Source organism: Vibrio sp. YIC-376 (assembly GCF_052353105.1).
Taxonomy (GTDB): domain Bacteria; phylum Pseudomonadota; class Gammaproteobacteria; order Enterobacterales; family Vibrionaceae; genus Vibrio.
On record NZ_JBBWFK010000004.1, the window covers coordinates 151,919 to 174,821 of the forward strand.

Here is a 22,903-nt window from a genome sequence, read left to right on the forward strand (position 1 = left end):
TGCACGTTAGTTTGCGCTTACGGCGAATTGCAGCCACGGTTTTATTTAAGCGCTTCGACTGCACTTTACGTCTTCTCATATTCGAAACCTCTAGTAGACAAGACTACGAACATCCCTCTTTAAGAAGCTGCATGTTGCAGTGCCTTATTATTCTAAACGTCGATGAACCAAGCTTGTCAGTTCCATCTTTTCGAGCTAAACGTCATACTTATCAACATAATAGCGCATAGCTAGCTATTGGCTGATAAGTCTTCGTTATGCATGGAAAATGACATGACTGATAGAAAGCCGAGCGTAACCAAATTTGAGTTAAATCGTTACGACGTTCTTATCCCGATCTCAGATTAGTTAACAACCATCAGATGACATGCTAATGATCAGCGTTTCATTTAATCGGGAGAGGGTAACCAACCGAGTCTGTCATATTCGAAATATCTAAATAAAGTATTAAATATTAAACGGTTATGGTGTTGGTCAATAAGGTTTGTTTGCACGTACGTTATTATGCTGACCTGACTCGGAACGATCGATTCTAGTGAAGTTTTTTCTTAGACTCAACAAAAAATGACGAGCACGTTGCTCGTCATTTTTTACTAGCTATTCTATGGTATTTTCTGGGGCAGGATCTTCTTCCACAGTACTGTCGGAAGCACTGGAAACCTCTTGGATAACCGTCTCAACTGAGCCTGACACCACTTCATTTACACTCTCTACAGCACCTGAAACATCCGCAGCGACACTCTCTACTGCACCAGATATAATTACGTCCGGATTCAGAGGTGGAATAACTTGCAAGTCATCTGTGTCATCGTCTACCGCTGGTTTTTGGCTAACGTGGCCAATAATAGATTGGTAGTAACGTCGAATATTTTCCACATAGTTACGAGCTTCGTCCCCACGGGCATAACCATAACGTGTTTGGCTGTAGTAACGTTTTTGGCGCAGTAAAGGCAGCCTGTCTTTCACATCGGCCCACGCATTAGGATCACCACCTTGAGATTTCGTCAGTCGTCGCGCATCCAGCATATGACCATAGCCGATGTTGTAAGAGGCAAGAGCAAACCAAATTTTCTCGTGCTCATTTATGGTTTCTGGAACTCGAGCAACGATACGGCGCAGATACTCCACACCACCACGAACAGATTGATCCGGATCCAGACGATTTGTGACACCGACACTTTTCGCTGTAGGTAGAGTCAGCATCATCATACCTCGAACACCAGTGGGAGATTTTGCTTTTGGTTTCCAATGAGACTCTTGATAAGCCAGAGCAGCAATTAAACGCCAGTCAAATTCTTCACTGTATTTTTGGAACAGAGGAGACCACTTAGGCAGTTTATCGTCAAGTGCACGAATGAAAGCACGCGTATCGACATAGTCGAAGGCTTCAATATGGCCGATATATTTCTCTTCCAGCGATGCCAGTTCACCTGACTGTTCAATGTTGCCGAAGAACTCAATCAACATCGCATACAAGCTTTCATCTTCTGAACGGCGAGTAAACCAAGAGACCGGTTGGTCTTCTGTCAACTCAAACGCTAAAGCTAAGTCTGGATAGAGGCGTTGAGCCAGAGATAGCTCAACGGAATCGGTTACAGTAAAGCGCAGTTCTCCGGTTGAGACTTTTTTCAGTAAGTCTCTCGTATCTGCATCACCAATGATTTCAAATTGTAGCTCTGGGTATTGTTTCTTTAATGCCGTCAGTGTCGGAACATATTGGGATTGCTCGACGATTTGCAGAGTTCCAGAACCTGCTGTTGTCTCTTGCTCAGTATCCTCACCTTGTGTCGGTTGATACTTAATTAAGCGTTCGATATCACGTGGTCGTAGTTGTCCCTTTTTGTAGACAACTTGTTGGCTGACATAGTAATAGGCAGGCCCAGGTCGAAAACGTTTTATCGCTTGAGAAGTCTGGTTCAAACCAGTTGCGATAATATCAATGTCGCCTTTTTTAAGAGCAGGGAAAAGATCAGCTTGTCGAAACGCGGGTTTGATCTCAAGCTTTACACCAAGCTCTTCAGCGAACTTGCGTGCAAGTTCGTAATCCAGCCCTGCAGGGCCATCAGGGCCGATGTAATAAGAGAGTTGGTTGTTGAGTGTGCCAACGCGAAGAACACCACGCTCTTGGATTTTTTGGAATTCACTTTTAGGAGCCGACTCAATTTGGCAGGCAGAAAGCAGTAGCACAGAAGCGAAAAGTAGGACGCTGCGCTTAAGTCGGTTGAACTGGCTAATTTGCATTAATTAGTACTTCTCGGAAAATTTCTGATTACCTTTATATCAAAGCGAAGTGGTGGGGCAAAGTGGATTGCACTGGTAGAGTGCGACATTGCGTGTTTTATCGACATTTTGGTGATATACCCAAATGACTTCAATGTGCAGGATTCAGAGCGCTGTCACTGACTCAAGTTCAAGGAAGATAACGCAGCGTAATAGCCAGCTCTTTCCAAGTTATTTGACGCTGAAATTGTGTCAGTGACACGCTCCCGAAGGGCGAGTTGCCTTGGCTTGCATACTTTGTTAACGATTTTTGATTTAGAACCACTAAAACTTCAAATCGTTGCCGCGTCTGCCAGCCAAGTCATTCTCGCTGAACCAAGCACCTTGAGGTTATTTGGGTATAATTCAAATTTGATGAAAAAATTGACGCAAACGGTTGCTTTTGGTGTTACATCACAAAAACAATTACTATATAATGCGCTCGCAAAGGAGAGGTGGAATCGGCATAAGTTCGAGCTTTTGTAGCTAACCGTATGAATTTATTCCAATATCACCTTAATCAATTGCATAAGAGACCTAAGCACATGAGAATTTTGCGTGGCTCCCCAGCTCTTTCTGAGTTCCGTGTAAATAAACTATTGGAACTTTGTCGTGAACAAGATCTGCCTGTAACCGGCATTTACGCCGAGTTCATGCACTTTGCGGATCTAAAATCTGACCTTGATGACCAAGAGTTAGAAAAACTAGAAAAGTTGCTGACTTACGGTCCAACGATCGAAGAGCACGAGCCTGAAGGTCTTCTACTTCTTGTTACGCCTCGTCCTGGTACAATTTCGCCATGGTCTTCTAAATCTACCGATATTGCGAAAAACTGTGGCTTGGCTAAAGTAAAACGTCTTGAGCGTGGTACAGCGTACTATGTTGAAGTTTCGTCTGAACTGTCTCAAGAGCAAGTTGACGTAGTAAAAGGCCTTATCCATGACCGCATGATGGAAACGGTATTTACTGAACTTGAAGCGGCTTCTGCTCTGTTTACAGTAGCTGAGCCTGCACCAGTGGCACACGTTGATGTCTTGGCTGGTGGTCGTCTTGCACTTGAAGAAGCAAACGTTTCACTTGGTTTGGCACTAGCAGAAGACGAAATTGATTACTTGGTGGAGAACTTCACTAAGCTAGGTCGTAATCCTAACGACATTGAGCTGATGATGTTTGCTCAGGCGAATTCAGAGCACTGTCGTCATAAAATCTTTAATGCAGACTGGACTATCGATGGCGTAGACCAAGAGAAGTCTCTGTTTAAGATGATCAAAAATACTTTTGAAACGACACCGGACCACGTTCTGTCTGCGTACAAAGATAACGCTGCGGTAATGACAGGTTCTAAAGTTGGTCGTTTCTTCCCTGATCCGCAAACTCGTCAATACACTTACCATCATGAAGATGCGCACATCTTGATGAAGGTTGAAACTCACAACCACCCAACAGCAATTTCTCCATGGCCAGGTGCATCAACTGGTTCTGGTGGTGAAATCCGTGATGAAGGCGCGACTGGTATCGGCGGTAAACCAAAAGCGGGTCTGGTTGGTTTCACAACGTCTAACTTACGTATTCCTGGCTTTGAGCAGCCATGGGAAACCGACTTTGGTAAACCTGGTCGTATCGTAAACGCACTAGATATCATGCTAGAAGGTCCTCTAGGCGGCGCAGCATTCAACAACGAATTTGGTCGTCCAAACCTACTAGGTTACTTCCGTACTTACGAAGAAAAAGTGACTTCACACGCTGGTGAAGAAGTGCGTGGTTACCACAAGCCAATCATGATTGCTGGTGGTATGGGTAACATTCGTGACGAGCACGTTCAGAAGAAAGAGATCCCAGTTGGTGCGAGCCTAATCGTACTTGGCGGTCCGGCAATGAACATCGGTCTTGGTGGTGGTGCTGCGTCTTCAATGGCATCTGGCCAGTCAGCAGAAGATCTGGACTTCGCTTCAGTACAACGTGAAAACCCAGAGATGGAGCGTCGTTGTCAGGAAGTTATCGACCGTTGTTGGCAGCTAGGTGCAGATAACCCAATCGCATTTATCCACGATGTGGGCGCGGGCGGTATCTCTAACGCACTTCCTGAGCTTTGTGACGACGGCGAGCGTGGTGGTAAATTCCAGCTACGCGATGTACCAAATGATGAATTGAGCATGAGCCCACTGGAAATCTGGTGTAACGAATCTCAGGAACGTTACGTTCTTGCGGTTGCGCCAGAACATATGGAAGCATTTGATGCAATCTGTAAGCGTGAACGTGCGCCATACGCAGTAGTTGGTGTTGCAACAGAAGAACGTCATCTGACTCTGGAAGACTCTCACTTCGATAACACGCCAATTGATATGCCAATGGATATCTTGCTTGGTAAAACACCGAAGATGCATCGTGAAGCAACGACATTGAAAGTAGATAGCCCGGCGATTGCACGCGATGGTATCGAAATCAACGAAGCGGCAGATCGCGTACTTCGTCTTCCAACTGTAGCTGAGAAAACGTTCCTGATTACTATCGGTGACCGCTCGGTAACTGGTTTGGTGGCTCGTGATCAGATGGTTGGTCCTTGGCAGGTTCCTGTGGCTAACTGTGCGGTTACGGCTGCAAGTTACGACACATACCACGGTGAAGCGATGTCAATGGGTGAGCGTACTCCGGTTGCTCTATTAGACTTCGGCGCATCTGCTCGTCTGGCAGTCGGTGAGTCTCTGACTAACATCGCTGCAACCGACATCGGTGATATTAAACGTATTAAGCTGTCTGCGAACTGGATGTCTCCAGCTGGTCACCCAGGTGAAGATGCCGGTCTTTACGAAGCGGTGAAAGCAGTCGGTGAAGAGCTGTGTCCTGCACTTGGTCTGACTATCCCTGTGGGTAAAGACTCAATGTCGATGAAGACCAAATGGGAAGAGAATGGTGAGAGCAAAGAAGTAACTTCACCGCTATCACTAGTAATCACAGCGTTTGGCCGCGTAGAAGACGTACGTAAGACAGTAACGCCTCAGCTTCGCACTCCTGATACCTTGGAAGGACTAGGTGAAACTTCTCTGGTTCTTGTTGACCTGGGCAACGGCAAAAACCGTCTGGGTGCAACAGCACTGGCGCAGGTTTACAAACAGCTAGGTGATAAGCCGGCAGATGTAGACAACGCTGAGCAGCTAAAAGGCTTCTTCGATGCGATGCAAACACTGGTACGTGACGACAAGCTGGTTGCTTACCACGATAAAGGCGACGGCGGTCTATTTGTTACTCTTGCTGAGATGGCATTCGCGGGTCACTGTGGCGTGAAAGCGAACATCGAAGGTCTGGGCGACGATGCACTGGCAGTTCTATTTAACGAAGAGCTAGGTGCAGTTATTCAGGTTAAGAACGAAGAGCTGGACTCTGTATTGGCAACGCTGTCAACGAATGGCCTGGAAGCGTGCTCACACGTGATTGGTTCTGTTGAAGCTTCTGACAACTTTGTTATCACTTCTGGTGATGCTGTTGTGCTTGAGCGTTCACGTACAGACCTACGAGTTATCTGGGCAGAAACGACTCACAAGATGCAGGCGCTACGTGACAACCCAGCATGTGCAAACCAAGAGTTTGAAGCTAAGAAAGACAACTCAGACCCTGGTTTGAACGTCGCTCTAAGCTTTGATGTGAACGAAGATATCGCAGCTCCATACATTGCGAAAGGTGCGAAGCCTAAGATGGCTATCCTTCGCGAGCAAGGCGTTAACTCTCACGTTGAAATGGCAGCTGCATTTGACCGCGCTGGCTTTGAAGCAACCGACATCCATATGAGCGATATTCTGACAGGCCAAGCGGTGCTTGATGAGTACCAAGGTCTAGTTGCTTGTGGTGGTTTCTCTTACGGTGACGTACTAGGTGCAGGTGAAGGTTGGGCTAAGTCTATCCTGTTTAATGCGCAAGCTCGTGAGCAGTTCCAAGCATTCTTCAACCGCGAAGATACCTTCTCTCTAGGTGTATGTAACGGTTGTCAGATGCTATCGAACCTAAAAGAACTTATCCCTGGTGCAGACTTGTGGCCACGCTTTGTTCGCAACGAATCTGAGCGTTTTGAAGCTCGCTTTAGCCTGGTAGAAGTACAGAAATCTGATTCTGTATTCTTTGATGGTATGGCTGGTTCTCGCATGCCTATCGCGGTTTCTCACGGTGAAGGTCGTGTGGAAGTTCGTGGCGGTGAGCACCTAAACGCAATTGAAGCATCAGGTACAGTAGCATTACGTTACGTAGATAATAACGGTAACCCAACGCAACAGTACCCGAATAACCCGAATGGTTCACCAAATGCGATTACCGGTCTGACGACAGCAGACGGTCGTGTAACCATCATGATGCCTCACCCAGAGCGTGTATTCCGTACGGTTGCAAACTCTTGGTCTCCTGAAGGCTGGGGTGAAAACGGTGCTTGGATGCGTATGTTCCAAAACGCACGTAAGAACATCGGTTAATTCTGACTCTTATCCAAAGAGCAAAGCGCAGATCGAAAGGTCTGCGCTTTTTGTTTTTACCAATAAAAATTCTCACCTACAGTTAAAAAAGTCGCGCAAAGACGAAGCAATTATGCTCTAATACCGCGCTTACCAAGGGATGGTGGTTATACAGCTTAATTGAAGTTATCAAGTTGACCGAATCCCTGATTAATCCCTTAGGAATTGAAATAGATGTCTAAAAATCCAAAATTTGCTATCCGTGTAACTGAGAAACGTAACGGCTGGACTGCAGAAATTACTCGTCAAGTAACCTCTCGCAAGACGATTGTCTCAAAACGTGAAACGGCTTTTGAAAGCGAAGAACAAGCACAAGCTTGGGCTGAAAAAGAACTGGCTGGCTTTATTCAAAACCAAGTCGTTCGTAATGAGCGAAAAGCAGTACAGCGCCAAGAGCGTGAAGCTGAACAGCTTGCAGCAAAAGCTCGCAAAGAAGAAGCTCGTCAAGCACGCGACGCTGAAGCTGACGAAGAATAATGGCATGTTTCCGACTTGTGTTTTACTGAGTCGGTGATGCAGCAGAAGCCCTGAAGTTTTCTTCGGGGCTTTTTCGTATTTGTCTGTCAAAAACAGTCAGAGGAGACGGACAGTTTGATTGAGCCTTCTGATGGCGTTGCGAATTGCTGATTGCCCGGTAATAAATCTGGAGAATTAGCATAAACGCGATGTGATGCTTTTACATTGGAAGTATGGATTGGCGGTAAATCGAAATGGTGTAAACCATCAGACAAATCATTGGCTTCGCCATAGTCAAAATCACGAGTGGATGAGGCTTTGTTCTTGACGTAATTGCAGTGCTCTGGTTTTCCATCTTCACGCCATGTTAATCCAGTCGATTTGGCGTCGATGTCTAATTGTTCTGCTACTGGCTGGGCATAGTGATCGTCGTAAGATGACTGCTGGTTTTGCTCTTGCAAATATTGAGCAATGAGATCAGAGGATTGGGCAAAGCTGTACGTAGAGAATACGAAGCCCATAAAAGTAAGAGAAAATGGTTTGTACATAAGGGGAATACAAGCAAAAAAAGAAAACATCATACGGATAAATAAAACGCTGTGCAATTGTGCTGTGAAAGTTCAGTTCTCTCTAGGTAGGAAAATAGGCTGCTCTGAGAGTGACACTAATTTTATCTTTTTGGCTATTTTGATGTCTGATGAAGGCTTGTTTGGAAAGAGAAAGCCCAGCGATACAGTCGCCAGGCTTTGGTGTGATAGCTCAGTCGATTTTACTGAACGTCGAGAGGTATTTGTCCGGTGGTAACAGGATCAACATCAAACTCATTCAATTCTTCAATATAGCTTTCTACGGCTTGTTCTACTTCGTCGTCTCCTTGCTTGAAATAAGCAAGATTGAAAATGGCATCACCTTCATTTACTAGTGGCAATGTCTGCTGACCGATGACCAAACCACCTTTAGGTGCTTTAAGCTCTATCTCAACATGTCCAAGAGGTGAGCTTATATAAGCCAGCGTTTCATCCTGTTCTACTTTATCCCCCAGATTAACGACAGTGCGTAAAATACCATTGCCTGGAGCACGTACCCAACTGGTGGATTTTGCTATCACTGGGTCTGGGAACTTCTTACGGCTCGCTCGTAGCATACCAATCGCCTGCATTACACGCTGAATACCCATTACGCCAGCACTGATTGATAGAGGATCGAAACGTAATGCTTCACCCGCTTCGTAAGTGAGAACCGGAATGTCACATTTCTCTGCTTCGCTACGCAAAGAGCCATCACGTAAAGCGGAGTCAATAATTACTGGCGTCGCGAATGCTTTGGCAATACGCAGTGTTTCTGGGTTACTTAGGTTTGCACGGATTTGTGGCAGGTTCGTTCGGTGTATAGCTCCAGTGTGTAAATCCAGAATATAGTTACAGCGCTTGGCAATGTTATTGAAGAAACCGTGCGCCATTCGAGAAGCGAGAGCACCTTTTTCGCTACCGGGAAAGCAACGGTTTAGATCGCGGCGGTCAGGTAAATAACGTGATTTATGTATCAACCCAAATACGTTGACAATAGGTACTGCTATCACAGTGCCTTTTAGCTTTAGTGGATCTAATTGGTTTATGATCTGACGAACGATTTCCACGCCATTAAGTTCATCTCCATGGATTGCGGCATTCACCATAAGCACCGGACCTTCTTGCTTACCGTGGATGATTTCCACCGGAATTGATAAAGGTGAGTGGGTGTAAAGTTGCGCCGCTTCGAATTCGATCTCTAATCGCTGTCCTGGCTGTATTTGATGCCCGAGTAACTCAAATACTCTATTTCTTTTATTTCTACTTCTAGCCATAAAACATCTCTGTCATATATGTTATCAACAATGTAACAATCGCGTCATAATCACACTAATCTTTCTAATTAAGGATACGACAAAATATTTTAATTAATGAGAATAAAAAATAGTCTCTTGTGAGATTTATGTTGTCAATATTACTTTTATTTTTGGCGTTATACATCGTCACCGCTATAGATGTGGGGGTTAATTATTGTTCAGGTAATTGTTTGAGTCTTAAAAATAATAATGAAACTTTTAGAGACAAAATTGACCTTTTTCCCTCATTTTTAATTCGCTAATATCCGCGACGGATTTTTACTTAATATCTATCTTGAGGTTTTGATGAAAAAGGCAATGACTAAAATCGGCGTAATGACTGCTGTTGCAGTTTCACTTTCTGGCTGTGTGGGCAGTAATGCAGTAACTGGTTATGTAATGGGTTTTAACCTAAAAGCTGTTGATAACCGTTATGCTCGTGGTGGCCTAAACATGCTTATGGCACCAGTATACGGTGTTGCGATCGCAGCAGATTACATCGTATTTAACTCATTGGAATTCTGGACAGGTAAAAACCCACTAAACGGTAAACCACATATTTTCGATTCTAAGGTGGATACTTATATTGATGTTAACCACCAGTTAGATAAATCTCTGACGACTGCACCAATGAGTCCATTAACTAATATCCGTGTTATTGAGCAAGGGCAGATGCAGCAAATTGACGAGAATACGATTCAAATGGACATCACCTACAATAATGGCGACACAGCGAAGCTAATGGGTGTACGTGAAGGTGATTTTGTTACTTACTACATTGATGGTGAAATAGTCGCGAAAACTTCGATGGATGAGTTGTCGGCGTATGCGCAAACTCGTGCGTAATTAGTGCAAGATTCACTGAATAAAAAAGGGTGCCTCGGCGGGCACCCTTTTTTATTATCGAACGGACAGTTATGCTTTCTCAGGGATGGCTTCCAGAAGAGCAACCATTTGATCCCAGAATAGCTGAACAGTATCGATCTTCACTTTCTCATCAGGAGAGTGAGGGAATTTGATCGTCGGGCCGAAGGAAACCATGTCCATATTTGGATAAGGTTCTTTAAACAGACCACATTCCAAGCCTGCGTGAATCACCATGATGTTCGGTTTGTGACCGTAGATACCTTCGTACATATCGCGGAAGATTGCCATGATCTCCGAGTCTGCATCTGGCTTCCATCCAGGGTAAGCGCCAGAAAATACGATTTGGGCATCAGCCAGTTCTGCAACGGAGTTCAGCATACCTTCAACTTGGCTACGTCCTGAATCAATCAGAGAGCGAATTAGACAAAGTACGGTCACTTTATTCTCTTCAGTGGTGATCACACCAACGTTTAGAGACGTTTCAACCACGCCTTCAATTTCGTCACTCATACGCATTACGCCGTTTGGACAAGCATTTAGCGCGGCAATGAAACGTTGTTGGTCTGCAGAAGCAAACGCTTGAGCGTCTGTTACGATCTCTTCGTTGAAGGTAACAATACCGGTTTCTACTTTACCTAGCTCTGCTTTTAGTAGCTCTGTGTAGTAGTTGAACAATTCTGCAAGTTTGTCTTGGTTCTCTGCTGGAAGCGCAACGGTTACGAATGCTTCTCGCGGAATTGCGTTACGTAGGCTGCCACCACGGAACTCAACCAAACGCAGATCCAGTGCACGTGCATGACCAGATAGGAAACGGCCAAGCAGTTTATTCGCGTTACCACGGCCGGTATGAATATCACATCCAGAGTGACCACCTTTCAGACCTTTCAGTGTTAGTTGGCGAGTAACAAAACCGACAGGGATGGCATCTCGAGTGATATCGAATGTCATCGCACCGTCGATACCGCCAGCACAACCCATGTACACTTCACCTTCTTGCTCTGAGTCTGTGTTTAGCAGGATATCACCTTCTAACCAGCCTGATTCGAGCCCGAAAGCACCAGTCATGCCTGCTTCTTCATCAATCGTCAGAAGTACTTCAATTGGACCATGCTTGATCTCAGTAGAAGCAAGAACCGCAAGACAAGACGCCATACCAATGCCGTTGTCTGAGCCAAGGGTGGTGCCTTTTGCGGTAACCCATTCACCATCGATATAAGGCTGAATTGGATCTTTAGTAAAGTCGTGATCTGTCTCTTCGTTCTTTTGCGGCACCATATCGATGTGTGCTTGAAGAACCACGCCTTTTTTGTTTTCCATACCTGGAGTTGCAGGCTTTTTGATGAATACGTTACCGGTAGGATCGCGACTAACATCTAAGCCTTGCTCTGTCGCCCAGTTGATAATGTATTGTGCGAGTGCTTCCTCATGCTTCGATGGATGAGGAATAGAACAAATCTTATCAAAAAAACGCCATAGCAGGGTAGGTGATAAGGTACTGATTTCAGAGTGGAATTCAGACACGTAAAGCTCCTTTTGATCTAATTTACCAAATATCTTATTTGAAAATTGTATATATCCAGTAGAAAATACTAATGATATTTGATAGGAATTAGAGCAAGAATACCATTTGAAGAGTGTGACTAGTAGTCGTCTATATAAGGATTTCTCCCTCTATTGTCACAGTTTATGAACAAGGTGAAAATTGGATGCTACCATTATCATATGCGCAAAAGATGGTCTTATTCATATTTCTGTAATTAAATTACATTAAGGTTGAAAGGTGAGCTTTGTTTGGAATTTTTTGTGATTTAAATCACCAAAAGTGTTGTAATTTAATTTCTTGGTGGTATATTTATAACCATCTTCAGAGAGAAGAATGAAATGCTCAAAGGATGAGTCCGTTTATCGCCTCCAGGGAACCGAGAAATCAACGAATGATTTAAATGATAGAGAAGGTGATAGTTATGAAAGGTTTACCGAGTGCAATGTTCTGGAATAGCAAATCTGTTTATACCGGCAACTTTGTATACCCAACAAGTTTTGGTTACTGATTCATTCTTTGGATGATGACTAGTAGTCAACGCATGTGACTTGAACAGTTTGTTCACCCCTATAATTTGGAATTTTTTTTCAGTAATAGTGCTGACATGATTCGCCGCCACTCAATTTGAGTGGCGTTTTTTTATGTTCATTTCTGTCGTCTGGCTAAATTCTCACCTCTAAGTGCCGATTCCTTTATCGCTTGTCTTTGTTATTCCAATTCTTCACTTATTCCGCTTAAAATTTATCTGAAAAGTCGGTGTTTCCAGCTGAAAGTTTAGTACATCGTTCAGTTTGCACCCTTTAGATATTTTGTATCTAAATTTGCTACTTATTGTTTCTTAATACTTAAATTTACAGTGCATTTGAAATGCTAGCCGACGGGTTTCATATCCTGCAAAAAAATCCCATTAGAGTGAAAAATCTATCTAGAATTTGCTATTTGATAACTTTATAATCCCCACCAATCGATTACGCAACCGTTTACTTTTTACCTTTAACAGGATTCGATCATGCTCGAAAGGCTCTTTAAACTTAGTGAAAATGGCACAAATGTGCGCACTGAGATCATCGCGGGTATTACTACCTTCCTCACCATGGCTTACATCATTTTTGTAAACCCAGCAATCCTCTCTGACACTGGTATGGACCGCGGTGCTATTTTTGTTGCGACCTGTCTTGCAGCAGCTATCGGCTGTTTCATCATGGGCTTAGTTGCAAACTACCCGATCGCACAGGCTCCGGGCATGGGGCTTAACGCATTCTTTACCTATTCTGTTGTGTTGGGTATGGGCTACACATGGCAGGTAGCGCTAGCAGCAGTATTCGTTTCTGGTCTTCTGTTTATTTTATTGAGTATTTTCAAAATTCGTGAGTGGATCATCAACTCAATTCCTCACTCTTTACGTACAGGTATCTCGGCTGGTATCGGTCTATTCCTTGCGTTCATTGCACTCAAAAATGCCGGTATTGTGGTTGATAACCCAGCTACATTGGTTTCTATGGGGCACATTACCTCGCTACCAGCAGTGCTAGCATCGGTTGGTTTTTTCCTGACTATTTCACTTGTTCACCGCAGCGTGAAAGGTGCGGTAATGATTGCGATTCTTACCGTAACTGGTCTAGGCATTGTATTTGGTGATGTTCAGTGGGGCGGTGTTATGTCAACACCTCCAAGCATTGCGCCAACGTTTTTACAACTAGACTTCTCAGGCTTATTTGAAGTTGGCATGATCTCAGTGGTCTTTGCTTTCCTATTTGTTGATTTGTTCGATACAGCAGGCACGCTGGTAGGTGTTTCTCAGAGAGCGGGTTTGACGGACGAAAATGGTAACATCCCTCGTCTGAATAAAGCACTGCTTGCTGACTCAACTGCAACTTCTGTAGGTGCTCTATTAGGTACATCAAACACGACGTCTTACATTGAAAGTGTTGCAGGTGTTGCTGCTGGTGGTCGTACAGGTCTAACAGCAGTTGTTGTTGGTGTTTTGTTTCTGCTGGCTCTGTTCTTCTCACCTCTTGCAGGTATGATTCCAGCGTACGCAACTTCAGGTGCACTATTCTACGTCGCGATTCTAATGCTTTCTGGTCTGGTAAGCATCGACTGGCGTGATTTGACTGAAGCGTCTCCAGTTGTTGTAACATGCCTTGTTATGCCACTAACCTTCTCAATTGCTGAAGGTATCACATTAGGCTTTATCTCTTACGCTGCTATTAAGCTATTTAGTGGTAAAGGTCGTGATGTATCGATGAGTGTTTGGGTCATGTCTGCCATCTTCATCGTGAAATACCTTGTAGGTTAATTCAATTTCGAAAAAGGCCAGTGCGGGCACTCGTTCGCACTGGCCTTTTGTTTTAACGTTGTTCACCGAAATCAATTTTTCTGCATCTTGACGTCATTTGGGTATAAATGTGGAGAAATTTGATATCACCATTGGTATTAAAATTGGCTTTCGGTAGAATAATCGTTTGCGCAGCTAAAAGCCCCGTCTCGTTCAGTTTGAGATGTTAGTTGAATGTATAGCTTAAAGGTCATTCGACTCAATGTTGGGGATGCATATTTTCAAATTATTAGGTTATTACAATGAGTAAAAAATTCATTATCACTTGGGATACGATGCAGACTTACTGTCGTGAACTGGCTGAAAAACAAATGCCAGCTGAGCAATGGAAAGGTATCTGGGCAGTAAGCCGTGGTGGTTTAATTCCTGGCGCTATCCTAGCTCGTGAACTAGGCATTCGTTATGTGGATACTATCTGTATTTCAAGCTACGACCACGACCATCAGCGTGACATGTCTGTGCTTAAAGCTCCAGAAGGTGACGGTGAAGGCTACCTAATCGTTGAAGACCTAGTAGATAGTGGTGATACTGCACGTCAACTACGTGAAATGTACCCGAAAGCAAAATTAATTGCTGTATGTGCGAAGCCATCTGGTAAAGAGTTACTTGACGATTACGTGGTTGATATTGCACAAGATACGTGGATTGAACAGCCATGGGATATGTCAATCCAGTATGTTGAACCTGTAAATCGCAAGCAAAAATAATTGCAGTCAAAAGAATATTGAGAAGTGCCCCTGTTTAGGGGCATTTTTTTTATTATCATTATATCTATTGCAAATAGCCTAGGATTCTTCATATGTCTGAAGATATCAGTAAAAACCTCTCTGAAACTTTGTTTGTGAACCACAAGCAAGCAAAAGAAACCTCTGGACTAACTCAGTACATGCCATCGAGCCAAAAAATCCTCGATGAACGAGAAGAGATGGGCGACCGCGCGTGGTATCGTCATTTGCTACGTCTGCAATGGGCATGGCAAGGTGTACCTCCTATAGAGATAGAAGAGGTGTTATCTAAAATAGCCTCCTCGCCGCACTCTCGCACTAACGATGACTGGCTAGACACCGTAATGGGTTACCACAGTGGTAACTGGACATTCGAGTGGATCAAATTGGGCATGCATCATCAAAAACGCTCTGAGGAGTTACAAGGTGAAGAGGCGGCAGAGCAGCTTTTTAGGGCATCTCTGTGTTTTAGCATTGCGGGTTACCCTCATTTGAAGAATGACAATTTGGCGTTGCAGGCTCAGGTTCTGGCTAACAAAGCGTATTCGGAAGCGGCCGAGAAAACCAAATACACGATCAAGCAGATTGAAGTGCCGTACCAAAATCGCAAAATCATTGCCAACTTACATTTGCCGAGAACGGACAAACAATTGCCCGTTGTTATGGTCAGTGCTGGCCTAGACAGTTTGCAAACGGATATGTGGCGATTGTTCCGAAATCGTTTAGCACCTAGAGATATTGCGATGGTGACCGTCGATATGCCTTCAGTAGGATACAGCTCTCACTGGCCTTTAACCGAAGATACGAGTTGTCTTCACCAGGCGGTTTTAAATGAGCTCTACTCGATTCCTTATGTTGATCATCATAAAGTCGGCTTAGTTGGCTTTCGTTTTGGCGGCAATGCCATGGTGCGCCTCTCATTTATAGAGCAGGAAAAGATCAAAGCGTGTGTGGCTTTGGGAGCACCAGTGCATGATCTGTTTTCCTCGCCTGCGAAACTGCAGAAAATGCCGAAGATGTATCTGGATCTGTTTGCATCGAGATTGGGTAAAAGTGTCGTAGATATCAACAGTATGGCAGGGCAAATGAAAGCGTGGTCGTTGAAAGTTCAAGGCTTTCTAACTAACCGTAGAACTAAGGTGCCAATTCTGGCATTAGGCCTGGAGGGAGATCCGGTCTCACCGTATAGTGATAACCAGTTGGTTGCGCTGTTTAGTCAGTACGGACAGGCGAAAAAAATCAGCGCTAAGTCAATTTCAAAAGGTTATGAGCAATCCCTCGATTTAGCCATAAAGTGGTTAGAAGATGAATTATTAAGATGACAAACCTTGCCATTCAGTTAAAGTGGATACTTGAGCAAAAATTAAGCTCATGAAATTTAAAAATAATAATGATACCCAAATAACCTCGAGATGATTGGTTCAGTGAGAATGACTTGGTTCACAGACGCGACAACGATTTGAAGGTCTAGGGTTCTAAATTAAAAATCGTTAACAAAGTCTGTTAGCCAAGACAACTCGCCCATGGGGAGCGTGTCACTGGCACGATTTCAGCGTCAAATAACTTGGAAATAGCTGGCTATTTCACTGCGTTATTTTCCTCGAACTTGCGCCAGTAACAACGCTCTGAACCCCACATCTTGAAGTCATTTGGGTATAGTCTTGAGTATTCACTATTTATTATGGAAACGGAGATTCATATGTCAGAGACGACTCAGGGGCCAACACACTTTCGCTTAATGTCGAAGCTAAAGGCGATAGGGCCTTATCTACGTGAACCACAATCACAAGAAGGATGTTACTACTTTGATTGTTTATCGGTTTGCGTTGACGATAAGAAATCACCTGAAAAACGTGAGTTTTGGGGCTGGTGGATGGATTTAGAGTCCACTGAAGGGGGCTTTACTGCAAAATACCACATTGGCAAGTACAACAAAGAAGGGCAATGGGAATCCCAAGCATTGCCGAGTAAGACCGTCGAGGAAGTTTACTTGACGCAAAGTACTTTCCATCAAAAGCTAATTGAAACCTTAGAAGAGAACTTCAAATTAGAGGTCGAATACCACACAGAGTCCTTTGACTTCGCTTAATTTGACCCTTTTCTTTTGCTACAAAACAAAAAGGTGCGTTTTCGCACCTTTTCTCTTGTTAAATCCCCATTTGATTGTTAAAACATCCTCTTTATTTGTTTTTCACTTCAGAAGACATCATGACAACGAATCAACAAAATGCAGTTGTTTCGCAACCACAAACTGTCGTTGTGAAACTGGGTACAAGTGTGCTGACAGGCGGTACATTAGCGCTAGATCGTGCTCACATGGTTGAGCTGGCGCGTCAATGTGCAGCGCTTAAGAAACAAGGCCATTCAGTAGTAATAGTTTCGTCTGGTGCAATTGCAGCAGGCCGTGAACACCTTGGATACCCCGCACTGCCCAACGAAATGGCGAGCAAACAGTTGCTTGCTGCAGTAGGGCAAACACGTTTGATTCAAACTTGGGAGTCTTTGTTTAGTATTTACGGCATTAAGATTGGCCAGATGCTGCTGACGCGTGCTGATCTGGAAGATCGTGAACGTTTCCTCAATGCGCGCGATACCATCAATGCTTTGGTCGCGAATGACATTGTGCCTATCGTGAACGAGAACGATGCCGTAGCAACAAGTGAAATTAAAGTTGGCGACAACGACAACCTGTCTGCTCTAGTGGGGATTTTATGTGGTGCAGATAAATTAATGCTCCTCACTGACCAGAAAGGGCTGTTTACTGCGGATCCGCGTAAGGACCCGAATGCAGAGCTGATCAAAGAAGTTAAAACCATTGATGACACACTGCGCAAAATTGCAGGTGGCAGTGGTACAACGCTGGGCACTGGTGGTATGGCAACCAAGCTTCAAGCCGCAGACATTGCTCGTCGCGCAGGTATTGAAGTTATCATTGCTGCGGGTAGTGCAATCAACGTGATTGTGGACTCATTGAGTGAACATCCACAAGGGACGCGTTTCTTACCTTGCTCTGAAGCACTGGAAAACCGTAAGCGCTGGATCTTAGCTGGTCCAACTGCATCGGGCGATATCATTATCGATGATGGTGCTGTGAATGCCGTTGTGGGTACTGGCAGCAGCTTGTTAGCCAAAGGCGTGACGAAAGTAAGTGGTGATTTTGCTCGTGGTGAAGTTGTTCGTGTAACGAACTCCCACGGTAAATTAGTCGCGCGTGGCATTAGCGCCTACTCAAGTGACGATCTGGCAAAAATTTCTGGTAAGCACAGTAAAGATATCATCTTGATCTTGGGCCATGATTACGGTTCAGAAGTTATTCACCGTGATGATCTTGTCGTCATTCAGGAATAGAAATTAAGGAAAGCAAAGTGGATTTAACGAACATGGGTAAAGCTGCTAAAGATGCAGCTTTCGAATTGGCGACAGCGTCAACTTCACAAAAAAACCAAGCTCTGGCCATTATCGCTGATGAGCTGGAACAAAATTCAGCGGCTATTCTGGCGGCTAACGCAAAAGATATTGAACTTGGTCGCGAAGCAGGTCTGACTGATGCGTTATTAGATCGTCTTCTTCTCAATGATGAGCGCCTGACAGGTATTGCGAATGATGTTCGTAACGTGATCAGTCTAAACGATCCTGTTGGCAGTGAAATCGACAGCAAAGTACTAGAAAACGGCATGTCATTGTCTCGTCGTCGTGTCCCTCTAGGTGTAGTCGGCGTGATATATGAAGCGCGTCCAAACGTGACAATTGATATCGCGGCACTGTGCCTGAAAACCGGTAATGCGAGCATCCTACGCGGTGGTAAAGAGACGTTCTTCTCAAACATGGAACTGGTTAAAGTTATTCAGTCTGCGCTTAAAAAAGCGAATCTGCCTGCTGCGTCAGTTCAGTACATTGAAAAGCCAGACCGAGAGCTCGTGTCACAGTTGCTAAAACTGGACGACTACGTGGATATGATCATTCCTCGTGGTGGTGCTGGCCTGCACAAAATGTGCAAAGAAAACAGCACAATTCCTGTCATCATTGGCGGATTTGGTATCAGCCATATTTTTGTTGATGAATCAGCGGATCTTGTGAAATCACTTAGCGTAGTTGAAAACTCAAAAGTTCAGCGTCCATCTGCATGTAACTCACTGGATACGTTGTTGGTACATGAAAAGATTGCGGCTGAATTTCTGCCAATGCTGGTAGAACGCATGAACGATAAAGTAACGTTCGTTGCCGAGCCAAAAGCAAAAGCACTGATGAGTGACGCGAAACAGATTCGCGATGCGGGCGAAGGTGATTTCGATACAGAATGGTTAAGCTACACGTTAGGTGTAAAAGTCGTTACCGATGTGAAAGACGCGATTAATCACATGCGAGTACATAATGCCAGCCACTCTGATGCGATCATGACCAACAGTCTGGAAAACTCTGAATTGTTTATCAATTCGGTGGGTTCTGCAGCAGTATATGTGAATGCGGCTACACGCTTTACTGACGGTGCGCAATTCGGCCTTGGTGCTGAAGTTGCCGTATCAACTCAGAAGTTGCACGCTCGTGGTCCAATGGGCTTAGAAGAGCTGACCAGCTACAAATGGGTAGGTAAAGCAAACTACTTAGCACGTAGCTAACATATTCGACACGATATTGAATGAAAAAGGGGCGATAACGCCCCTTTTTGTTTTCTCTCACATACCAATTCCGCTACACTAGTTTGGCTTTTAAGAGCGCTTTGTTTGGAGGTGATATGCATTGTCCTTTTTGTTCCGAGAACGAAACAAAAGTTATAGATTCTCGCTTGGTTGCGGATGGTCACCAGGTACGTCGTCGTCGCCAGTGTCTAACGTGTAATGAACGTTTTACGACGTTTGAAACCGCTGAGTTGGTCATGCCTAAGGTGATTAAATCGAATGGCAACCGTGAACCGTTTGATGAAGATAAAATGGTTGGTGGTATTCAGCGTGCGTTAGAAAAGCGCCCGGTAAGTGCGGATGCCATAGAGCTAGCGATAAGTATGATTAAATCTCAGCTCCGCGCGACGGGTGAGCGTGAAGTACCTAGCCAGATGATTGGTAATTTAGTGATGGACCAACTGAAAGAGCTGGATAAAGTCGCTTATATCCGCTTTGCTTCGGTTTACCGCAGTTTTGAAGATATCCGTGAATTTGGCGAAGAGATTGCCCGTCTGGAAGACTGAATAAAACATGGTTCAATACACACCTCAGAGCTCATTTTCCCCTCAAGATTATTCCATGATGTCGCGTGCGATTACGCTCGCTCAGCGCGGCATCTATACGACTTCTCCTAACCCTAATGTCGGCTGCGTTATTGTTCGCGATGGACAGATAGTGGGTGAAGGCTATCATCACCGCGCGGGAGAGCCACACGCTGAAGTTCATGCACTACGAATGGCAGGGGATAAAGCAGAAGGCGCAACGGCATATGTCACTCTCGAACCTTGTTCTCATCATGGGCGCACTCCGCCTTGTGCAGAAGGGTTGATAAAAGCGAAAGTGATAAGAGTGGTTTGTGCGATGCAAGACCCCAACCCTAAAGTGGCAGGTCGTGGCATTAAAATGCTGCGTGATGCTGGTATTGAGGTTGAGGTTGGGTTGCTTGAAAACGATGCTTTCGAGCTCAATCGCGGTTTCATCAAGTTTATGCAAACAGGGATGCCTTTCGTTCAGTTGAAAATGGCAGCCAGCCTCGACGGTCAAAGTGCACTCAGCAACGGCAAGAGCCAGTGGATCACCTCCCCACAAGCTCGTCAGGATGTTCAGCGTTTCCGAGCCATCAGTGGCGGTATCCTATCGACCAGTAAAACAGTGATTGATGATAATGCGTCATTGAATGTACGCTGGGATGATTTACCCCAAAGTGTGCAGGTGCAGTATGCGCCGGAAGAGATTCGCCAACCCGCTCGTATTATCTTGGATCGCCAATGCCAATTGTCGGATGAGCTCAAACTGTTTAGTACAGACGGTGATCGCATCATTGTCAGTAAGACCGGAGACACCCCGCCTAGACTGGACGAGGCAGGCCAAGTCGATCTCGTGACAACTCTGAAAGACGTCGCGAGTGAGTATCAAATCCATCATTTATGGGTTGAAGCGGGCGCGACGCTCGCAAGCGCTCTAATTAAGGCTAATCTTGTAGATGAGCTGATCGTTTATCTTGCACCAAAATTAATGGGTAGCGATGGTCGTGGCTTGATTGGCGCGCTTGGTTTAACTGAAATGGCTCAAGTCATCGATTTAAATATTACTGACGTGCGTATGGTGGGCTGCGATATTCGCATTACAGCCACCATTGTGCGCAATGAAATCTAGAAAAGAAGCATTATGTTTACAGGAATTGTAGAAGCAGTAGGCAAACTTGCTGCAATTACGCCGAAAGGCGAAGACATCACGGTGACGGTCGATACGGGTAATTTGGACATGTCTGACGTGAAGTTGGGTGACAGTATCGCTACCAATGGCGTTTGCCTGACTGTTATTGAGTTCGGAAGCAATTATTACAGTGCGGATCTGTCGTTAGAGACACTGAAAATGACGGGTTTTGCACAATATCAAGTTGGTGACAAGGTTAACCTAGAGAAAGCCATGCTGCCAACCACACGTTTTGGTGGGCATATTGTATCTGGTCATGTTGATGGCGTAGGTGAAATTGTTGAACGTAATCAAGTTGGTCGTGCTATTGAGTTTTGGGTAGCGATGCCATCTGAGCTAAGCAAGTATGTCGCAGGAAAAGGCTCGATTACCGTCGACGGAATTAGTCTGACAGTGAATGACTTACGTAAGAATGCATTCAAGCTGACGATTGTGCCTCATACAAGCGAAGAGACCACCATTGATCAATTCCAGGTTGGCCGCAAAGTTAACCTGGAAGTAGATGTGCTAGCTCGTTATATGGAACGTTTGTTACAAGGGCAGCAAGAAGAGAAGCAAGAGTCCCGTATTACAATGGAATTCTTGCAGCAAAACGGTTTTGCTTAATAACGACAACATTCACAGAACATTAGCTGGGCAATTGACTTACCGCATGCAAGGCTCAAACTATGCGTGAGTGACTTGCCATCAGGTTTTAACACTTTGTTGCCGCAAGAATAAATTATTTAGAATAACGGGAAACAGAATATGCCAATCAGTACACCAAAAGAAATTATTGATGATATTCGCGCGGGTAAAATGGTCATCTTGATGGATGACGAAGACCGTGAGAATGAAGGTGACTTGATCATGGCTGCCGAGCATATTACGCCGGAAGCGATCAACTTTATGGCTACTTATGGACGTGGCTTGATTTGTCTGACGATGACAAAAGAGCGTTGTGCAAATTTAGGCTTGCCTCCAATGGTACAAGACAACAATGCGCAATATACCACGAACTTTACTGTTTCTATTGAAGCGGCAGAAGGTGTGACTACGGGCATTTCGGCTGCCGACCGTGCTCGCACTGTTCAAGCAGCAGTCGCGCCTAATGCGAAAGCGGCTGATTTGGTTCAACCGGGTCATATCTTCCCTCTGGCTGCTCAGGACGGTGGCGTGTTAACACGTGCTGGTCATACAGAAGCGGGTTGTGATTTAGCTCGTCTTGCAGGTCTTGAGCCAGCATCGGTTATTGTTGAGATCCTAAACGATGATGGCACCATGGCTCGTCGACCTGATCTTGAAATATTTGGCGAGAAGCACGGTATCAAACTGGGCACCATCGCTGACTTAATTGAATACCGTAACAACACCGAAACCACGATTGAGCGTGTTGCTGAATGTAAGCTGCCGACAGAGTTTGGTGAGTTTAAGTTAGTGACTTACAAAGACACCATCGATAACCAAGTACACTACGCGATGTGTAAGGGCGATTTGAAAGAAAAAACACCGTTAGTGCGTGTGCATCTGCAAGATGTCTTTACTGACCTGCTTCGCAGTGATCGCAATGCTGAGCGTAGCTGGACTCTGGATAAAGCAATGAAACGCATTGGCGAAGAAGGTGGTGTTCTTGTTGTTCTGGGCCATGAGGACTCAAGCGAACTTCTGATCCATCGCGTCAAGATGTTTGAAGCACAGGACAAAGGCGAAGCTCCTACGTTAGCGAAGAAACAGGGCACATCACGTCGAGTTGGTGTCGGTTCGCAAATCTTGGCTGATCTGGGTGTTGGTGATATGCGCCTGCTATCATCAACCAATAAAAAATACCATGCGTTGGGCGGTTTTGGCCTTAACGTAGTTGAATACGTCTGCGAGTAACAACTGAACGATAAGTTCCTGGTCTTGAACGAGCTGATGCCTCTCAAGACCAGGAACTCGTTACTCTCTTCCAATTTCCATTAGATATTGCTCACACAATTGTGCTAGAATCCGGCGATTCTCACTT

17 protein-coding genes are annotated in these 22,903 nt (G+C 44.8%); 13 read left to right on the plus strand and 4 right to left on the minus strand.

Annotated elements, in window-relative coordinates; genetic code table 11:
- Window positions 1-597: 597 nt before the first annotated feature.
- Window positions 598-2,241 (minus strand): membrane-bound lytic murein transglycosylase MltF, encoded by a 1,644-nt coding sequence (gene mltF / locus WJM94_RS09665; protein WP_444494036.1) that lies wholly within the window; start codon window positions 2,239-2,241, stop codon window positions 598-600.
- Window positions 2,242-2,804: 563 nt separating this feature from the next.
- Here mltF and purL point away from each other — a divergent pair.
- Both purL and WJM94_RS09675 read left to right on the plus strand, forming a co-directional pair.
- Window positions 2,805-6,713 carry a phosphoribosylformylglycinamidine synthase gene (gene purL, locus WJM94_RS09670; protein WP_444494037.1) on the plus strand — a complete coding sequence of 1,303 codons (3,909 nt, stop codon included), beginning with the start codon at window positions 2,805-2,807 and terminating at the stop codon, window positions 6,711-6,713.
- 213 nt (window positions 6,714-6,926) lie between these two features.
- Window positions 6,927-7,229, plus strand: a complete 303-nt coding sequence (locus WJM94_RS09675; RefSeq protein WP_444494038.1) for a DUF3622 domain-containing protein — start codon at window positions 6,927-6,929, stop codon at window positions 7,227-7,229.
- A gap of 86 nt (window positions 7,230-7,315) precedes the next feature.
- Here WJM94_RS09675 and WJM94_RS09680 read toward each other — a convergent pair whose 3' ends face one another.
- Window positions 7,316-7,756 carry a DNA-directed RNA polymerase subunit beta gene (locus WJM94_RS09680; RefSeq protein ID WP_444494039.1) on the minus strand — a complete coding sequence of 147 codons (441 nt, stop codon included), beginning with the start codon at window positions 7,754-7,756 and terminating at the stop codon, window positions 7,316-7,318.
- A gap of 221 nt (window positions 7,757-7,977) precedes the next feature.
- Complete coding sequence (locus WJM94_RS09685; RefSeq protein WP_444494040.1) at window positions 7,978-9,051, minus strand: succinylglutamate desuccinylase/aspartoacylase family protein; 1,074 nt, start codon at window positions 9,049-9,051, stop codon at window positions 7,978-7,980.
- 327 nt (window positions 9,052-9,378) lie between these two features.
- On the opposite strand from WJM94_RS09685, the gene WJM94_RS09690 reads away from it, so the two are divergent.
- Entirely contained in the window at window positions 9,379-9,918 is a 540-nt protein-coding gene (locus WJM94_RS09690; RefSeq protein WP_444494041.1) for a DUF3332 domain-containing protein, read from the plus strand.
- Between the two features lie 69 nt (window positions 9,919-9,987).
- Here the strand turns inward: WJM94_RS09690 and WJM94_RS09695 are convergent, their stop codons facing one another.
- Window positions 9,988-11,460, minus strand: coding sequence for an aminoacyl-histidine dipeptidase (locus tag WJM94_RS09695; RefSeq protein WP_444494042.1), 1,473 nt, complete (start codon window positions 11,458-11,460; stop codon window positions 9,988-9,990).
- A gap of 1,031 nt (window positions 11,461-12,491) precedes the next feature.
- Between WJM94_RS09695 and WJM94_RS09700 the strand changes: the two genes are divergently transcribed.
- The 10 genes from WJM94_RS09700 (at window position 12,492) to ribBA (ending at window position 22,776) form a co-directional block, all read left to right on the plus strand.
- Window positions 12,492-13,781, plus strand: a complete 1,290-nt coding sequence (locus tag WJM94_RS09700) for an NCS2 family permease (RefSeq protein WP_444494043.1) — start codon at window positions 12,492-12,494, stop codon at window positions 13,779-13,781.
- A gap of 281 nt (window positions 13,782-14,062) precedes the next feature.
- The gene (tet(34), locus tag WJM94_RS09705) at window positions 14,063-14,527 is read left to right on the plus strand and encodes an oxytetracycline resistance phosphoribosyltransferase domain-containing protein Tet(34) (RefSeq protein ID WP_444494044.1); all 465 of its coding nucleotides are present in this window, start codon (window positions 14,063-14,065) and stop codon (window positions 14,525-14,527) included.
- Window positions 14,528-14,619: 92 nt separating this feature from the next.
- Entirely contained in the window at window positions 14,620-15,867 is a 1,248-nt protein-coding gene (frsA, locus tag WJM94_RS09710) for an esterase FrsA (protein ID WP_444494045.1), read from the plus strand.
- Window positions 15,868-16,244: 377 nt separating this feature from the next.
- Window positions 16,245-16,634 carry a sigma factor-binding protein Crl gene (gene crl, locus WJM94_RS09715; protein WP_444494046.1) on the plus strand — a complete coding sequence of 130 codons (390 nt, stop codon included), beginning with the start codon at window positions 16,245-16,247 and terminating at the stop codon, window positions 16,632-16,634.
- Between the two features lie 119 nt (window positions 16,635-16,753).
- Entirely contained in the window at window positions 16,754-17,893 is a 1,140-nt protein-coding gene (gene proB, locus WJM94_RS09720; RefSeq protein WP_444494047.1) for a glutamate 5-kinase, read from the plus strand.
- A gap of 17 nt (window positions 17,894-17,910) precedes the next feature.
- Window positions 17,911-19,161 carry a glutamate-5-semialdehyde dehydrogenase gene (locus WJM94_RS09725; RefSeq protein ID WP_444494048.1) on the plus strand — a complete coding sequence of 417 codons (1,251 nt, stop codon included), beginning with the start codon at window positions 17,911-17,913 and terminating at the stop codon, window positions 19,159-19,161.
- Between the two features lie 116 nt (window positions 19,162-19,277).
- The gene (gene nrdR / locus WJM94_RS09730) at window positions 19,278-19,727 is read left to right on the plus strand and encodes a transcriptional regulator NrdR (protein ID WP_444494049.1); all 450 of its coding nucleotides are present in this window, start codon (window positions 19,278-19,280) and stop codon (window positions 19,725-19,727) included.
- A 7-nt stretch (window positions 19,728-19,734) separates the two neighbouring features.
- Window positions 19,735-20,859 carry a bifunctional diaminohydroxyphosphoribosylaminopyrimidine deaminase/5-amino-6-(5-phosphoribosylamino)uracil reductase RibD gene (gene ribD, locus WJM94_RS09735; RefSeq protein WP_444494050.1) on the plus strand — a complete coding sequence of 375 codons (1,125 nt, stop codon included), beginning with the start codon at window positions 19,735-19,737 and terminating at the stop codon, window positions 20,857-20,859.
- Between the two features lie 12 nt (window positions 20,860-20,871).
- On the plus strand, window positions 20,872-21,525 hold the full coding sequence (locus tag WJM94_RS09740) for a riboflavin synthase (RefSeq protein WP_444494051.1): 654 nt from the start codon (window positions 20,872-20,874) through the stop codon (window positions 21,523-21,525).
- Window positions 21,526-21,666: 141 nt separating this feature from the next.
- Window positions 21,667-22,776: a bifunctional 3,4-dihydroxy-2-butanone-4-phosphate synthase/GTP cyclohydrolase II gene (ribBA, locus tag WJM94_RS09745; protein WP_444494052.1), complete on the plus strand. Its 1,110-nt coding sequence runs from the start codon at window positions 21,667-21,669 to the stop codon at window positions 22,774-22,776.
- The last annotated feature ends 127 nt before the right edge of the window (window positions 22,777-22,903 follow it).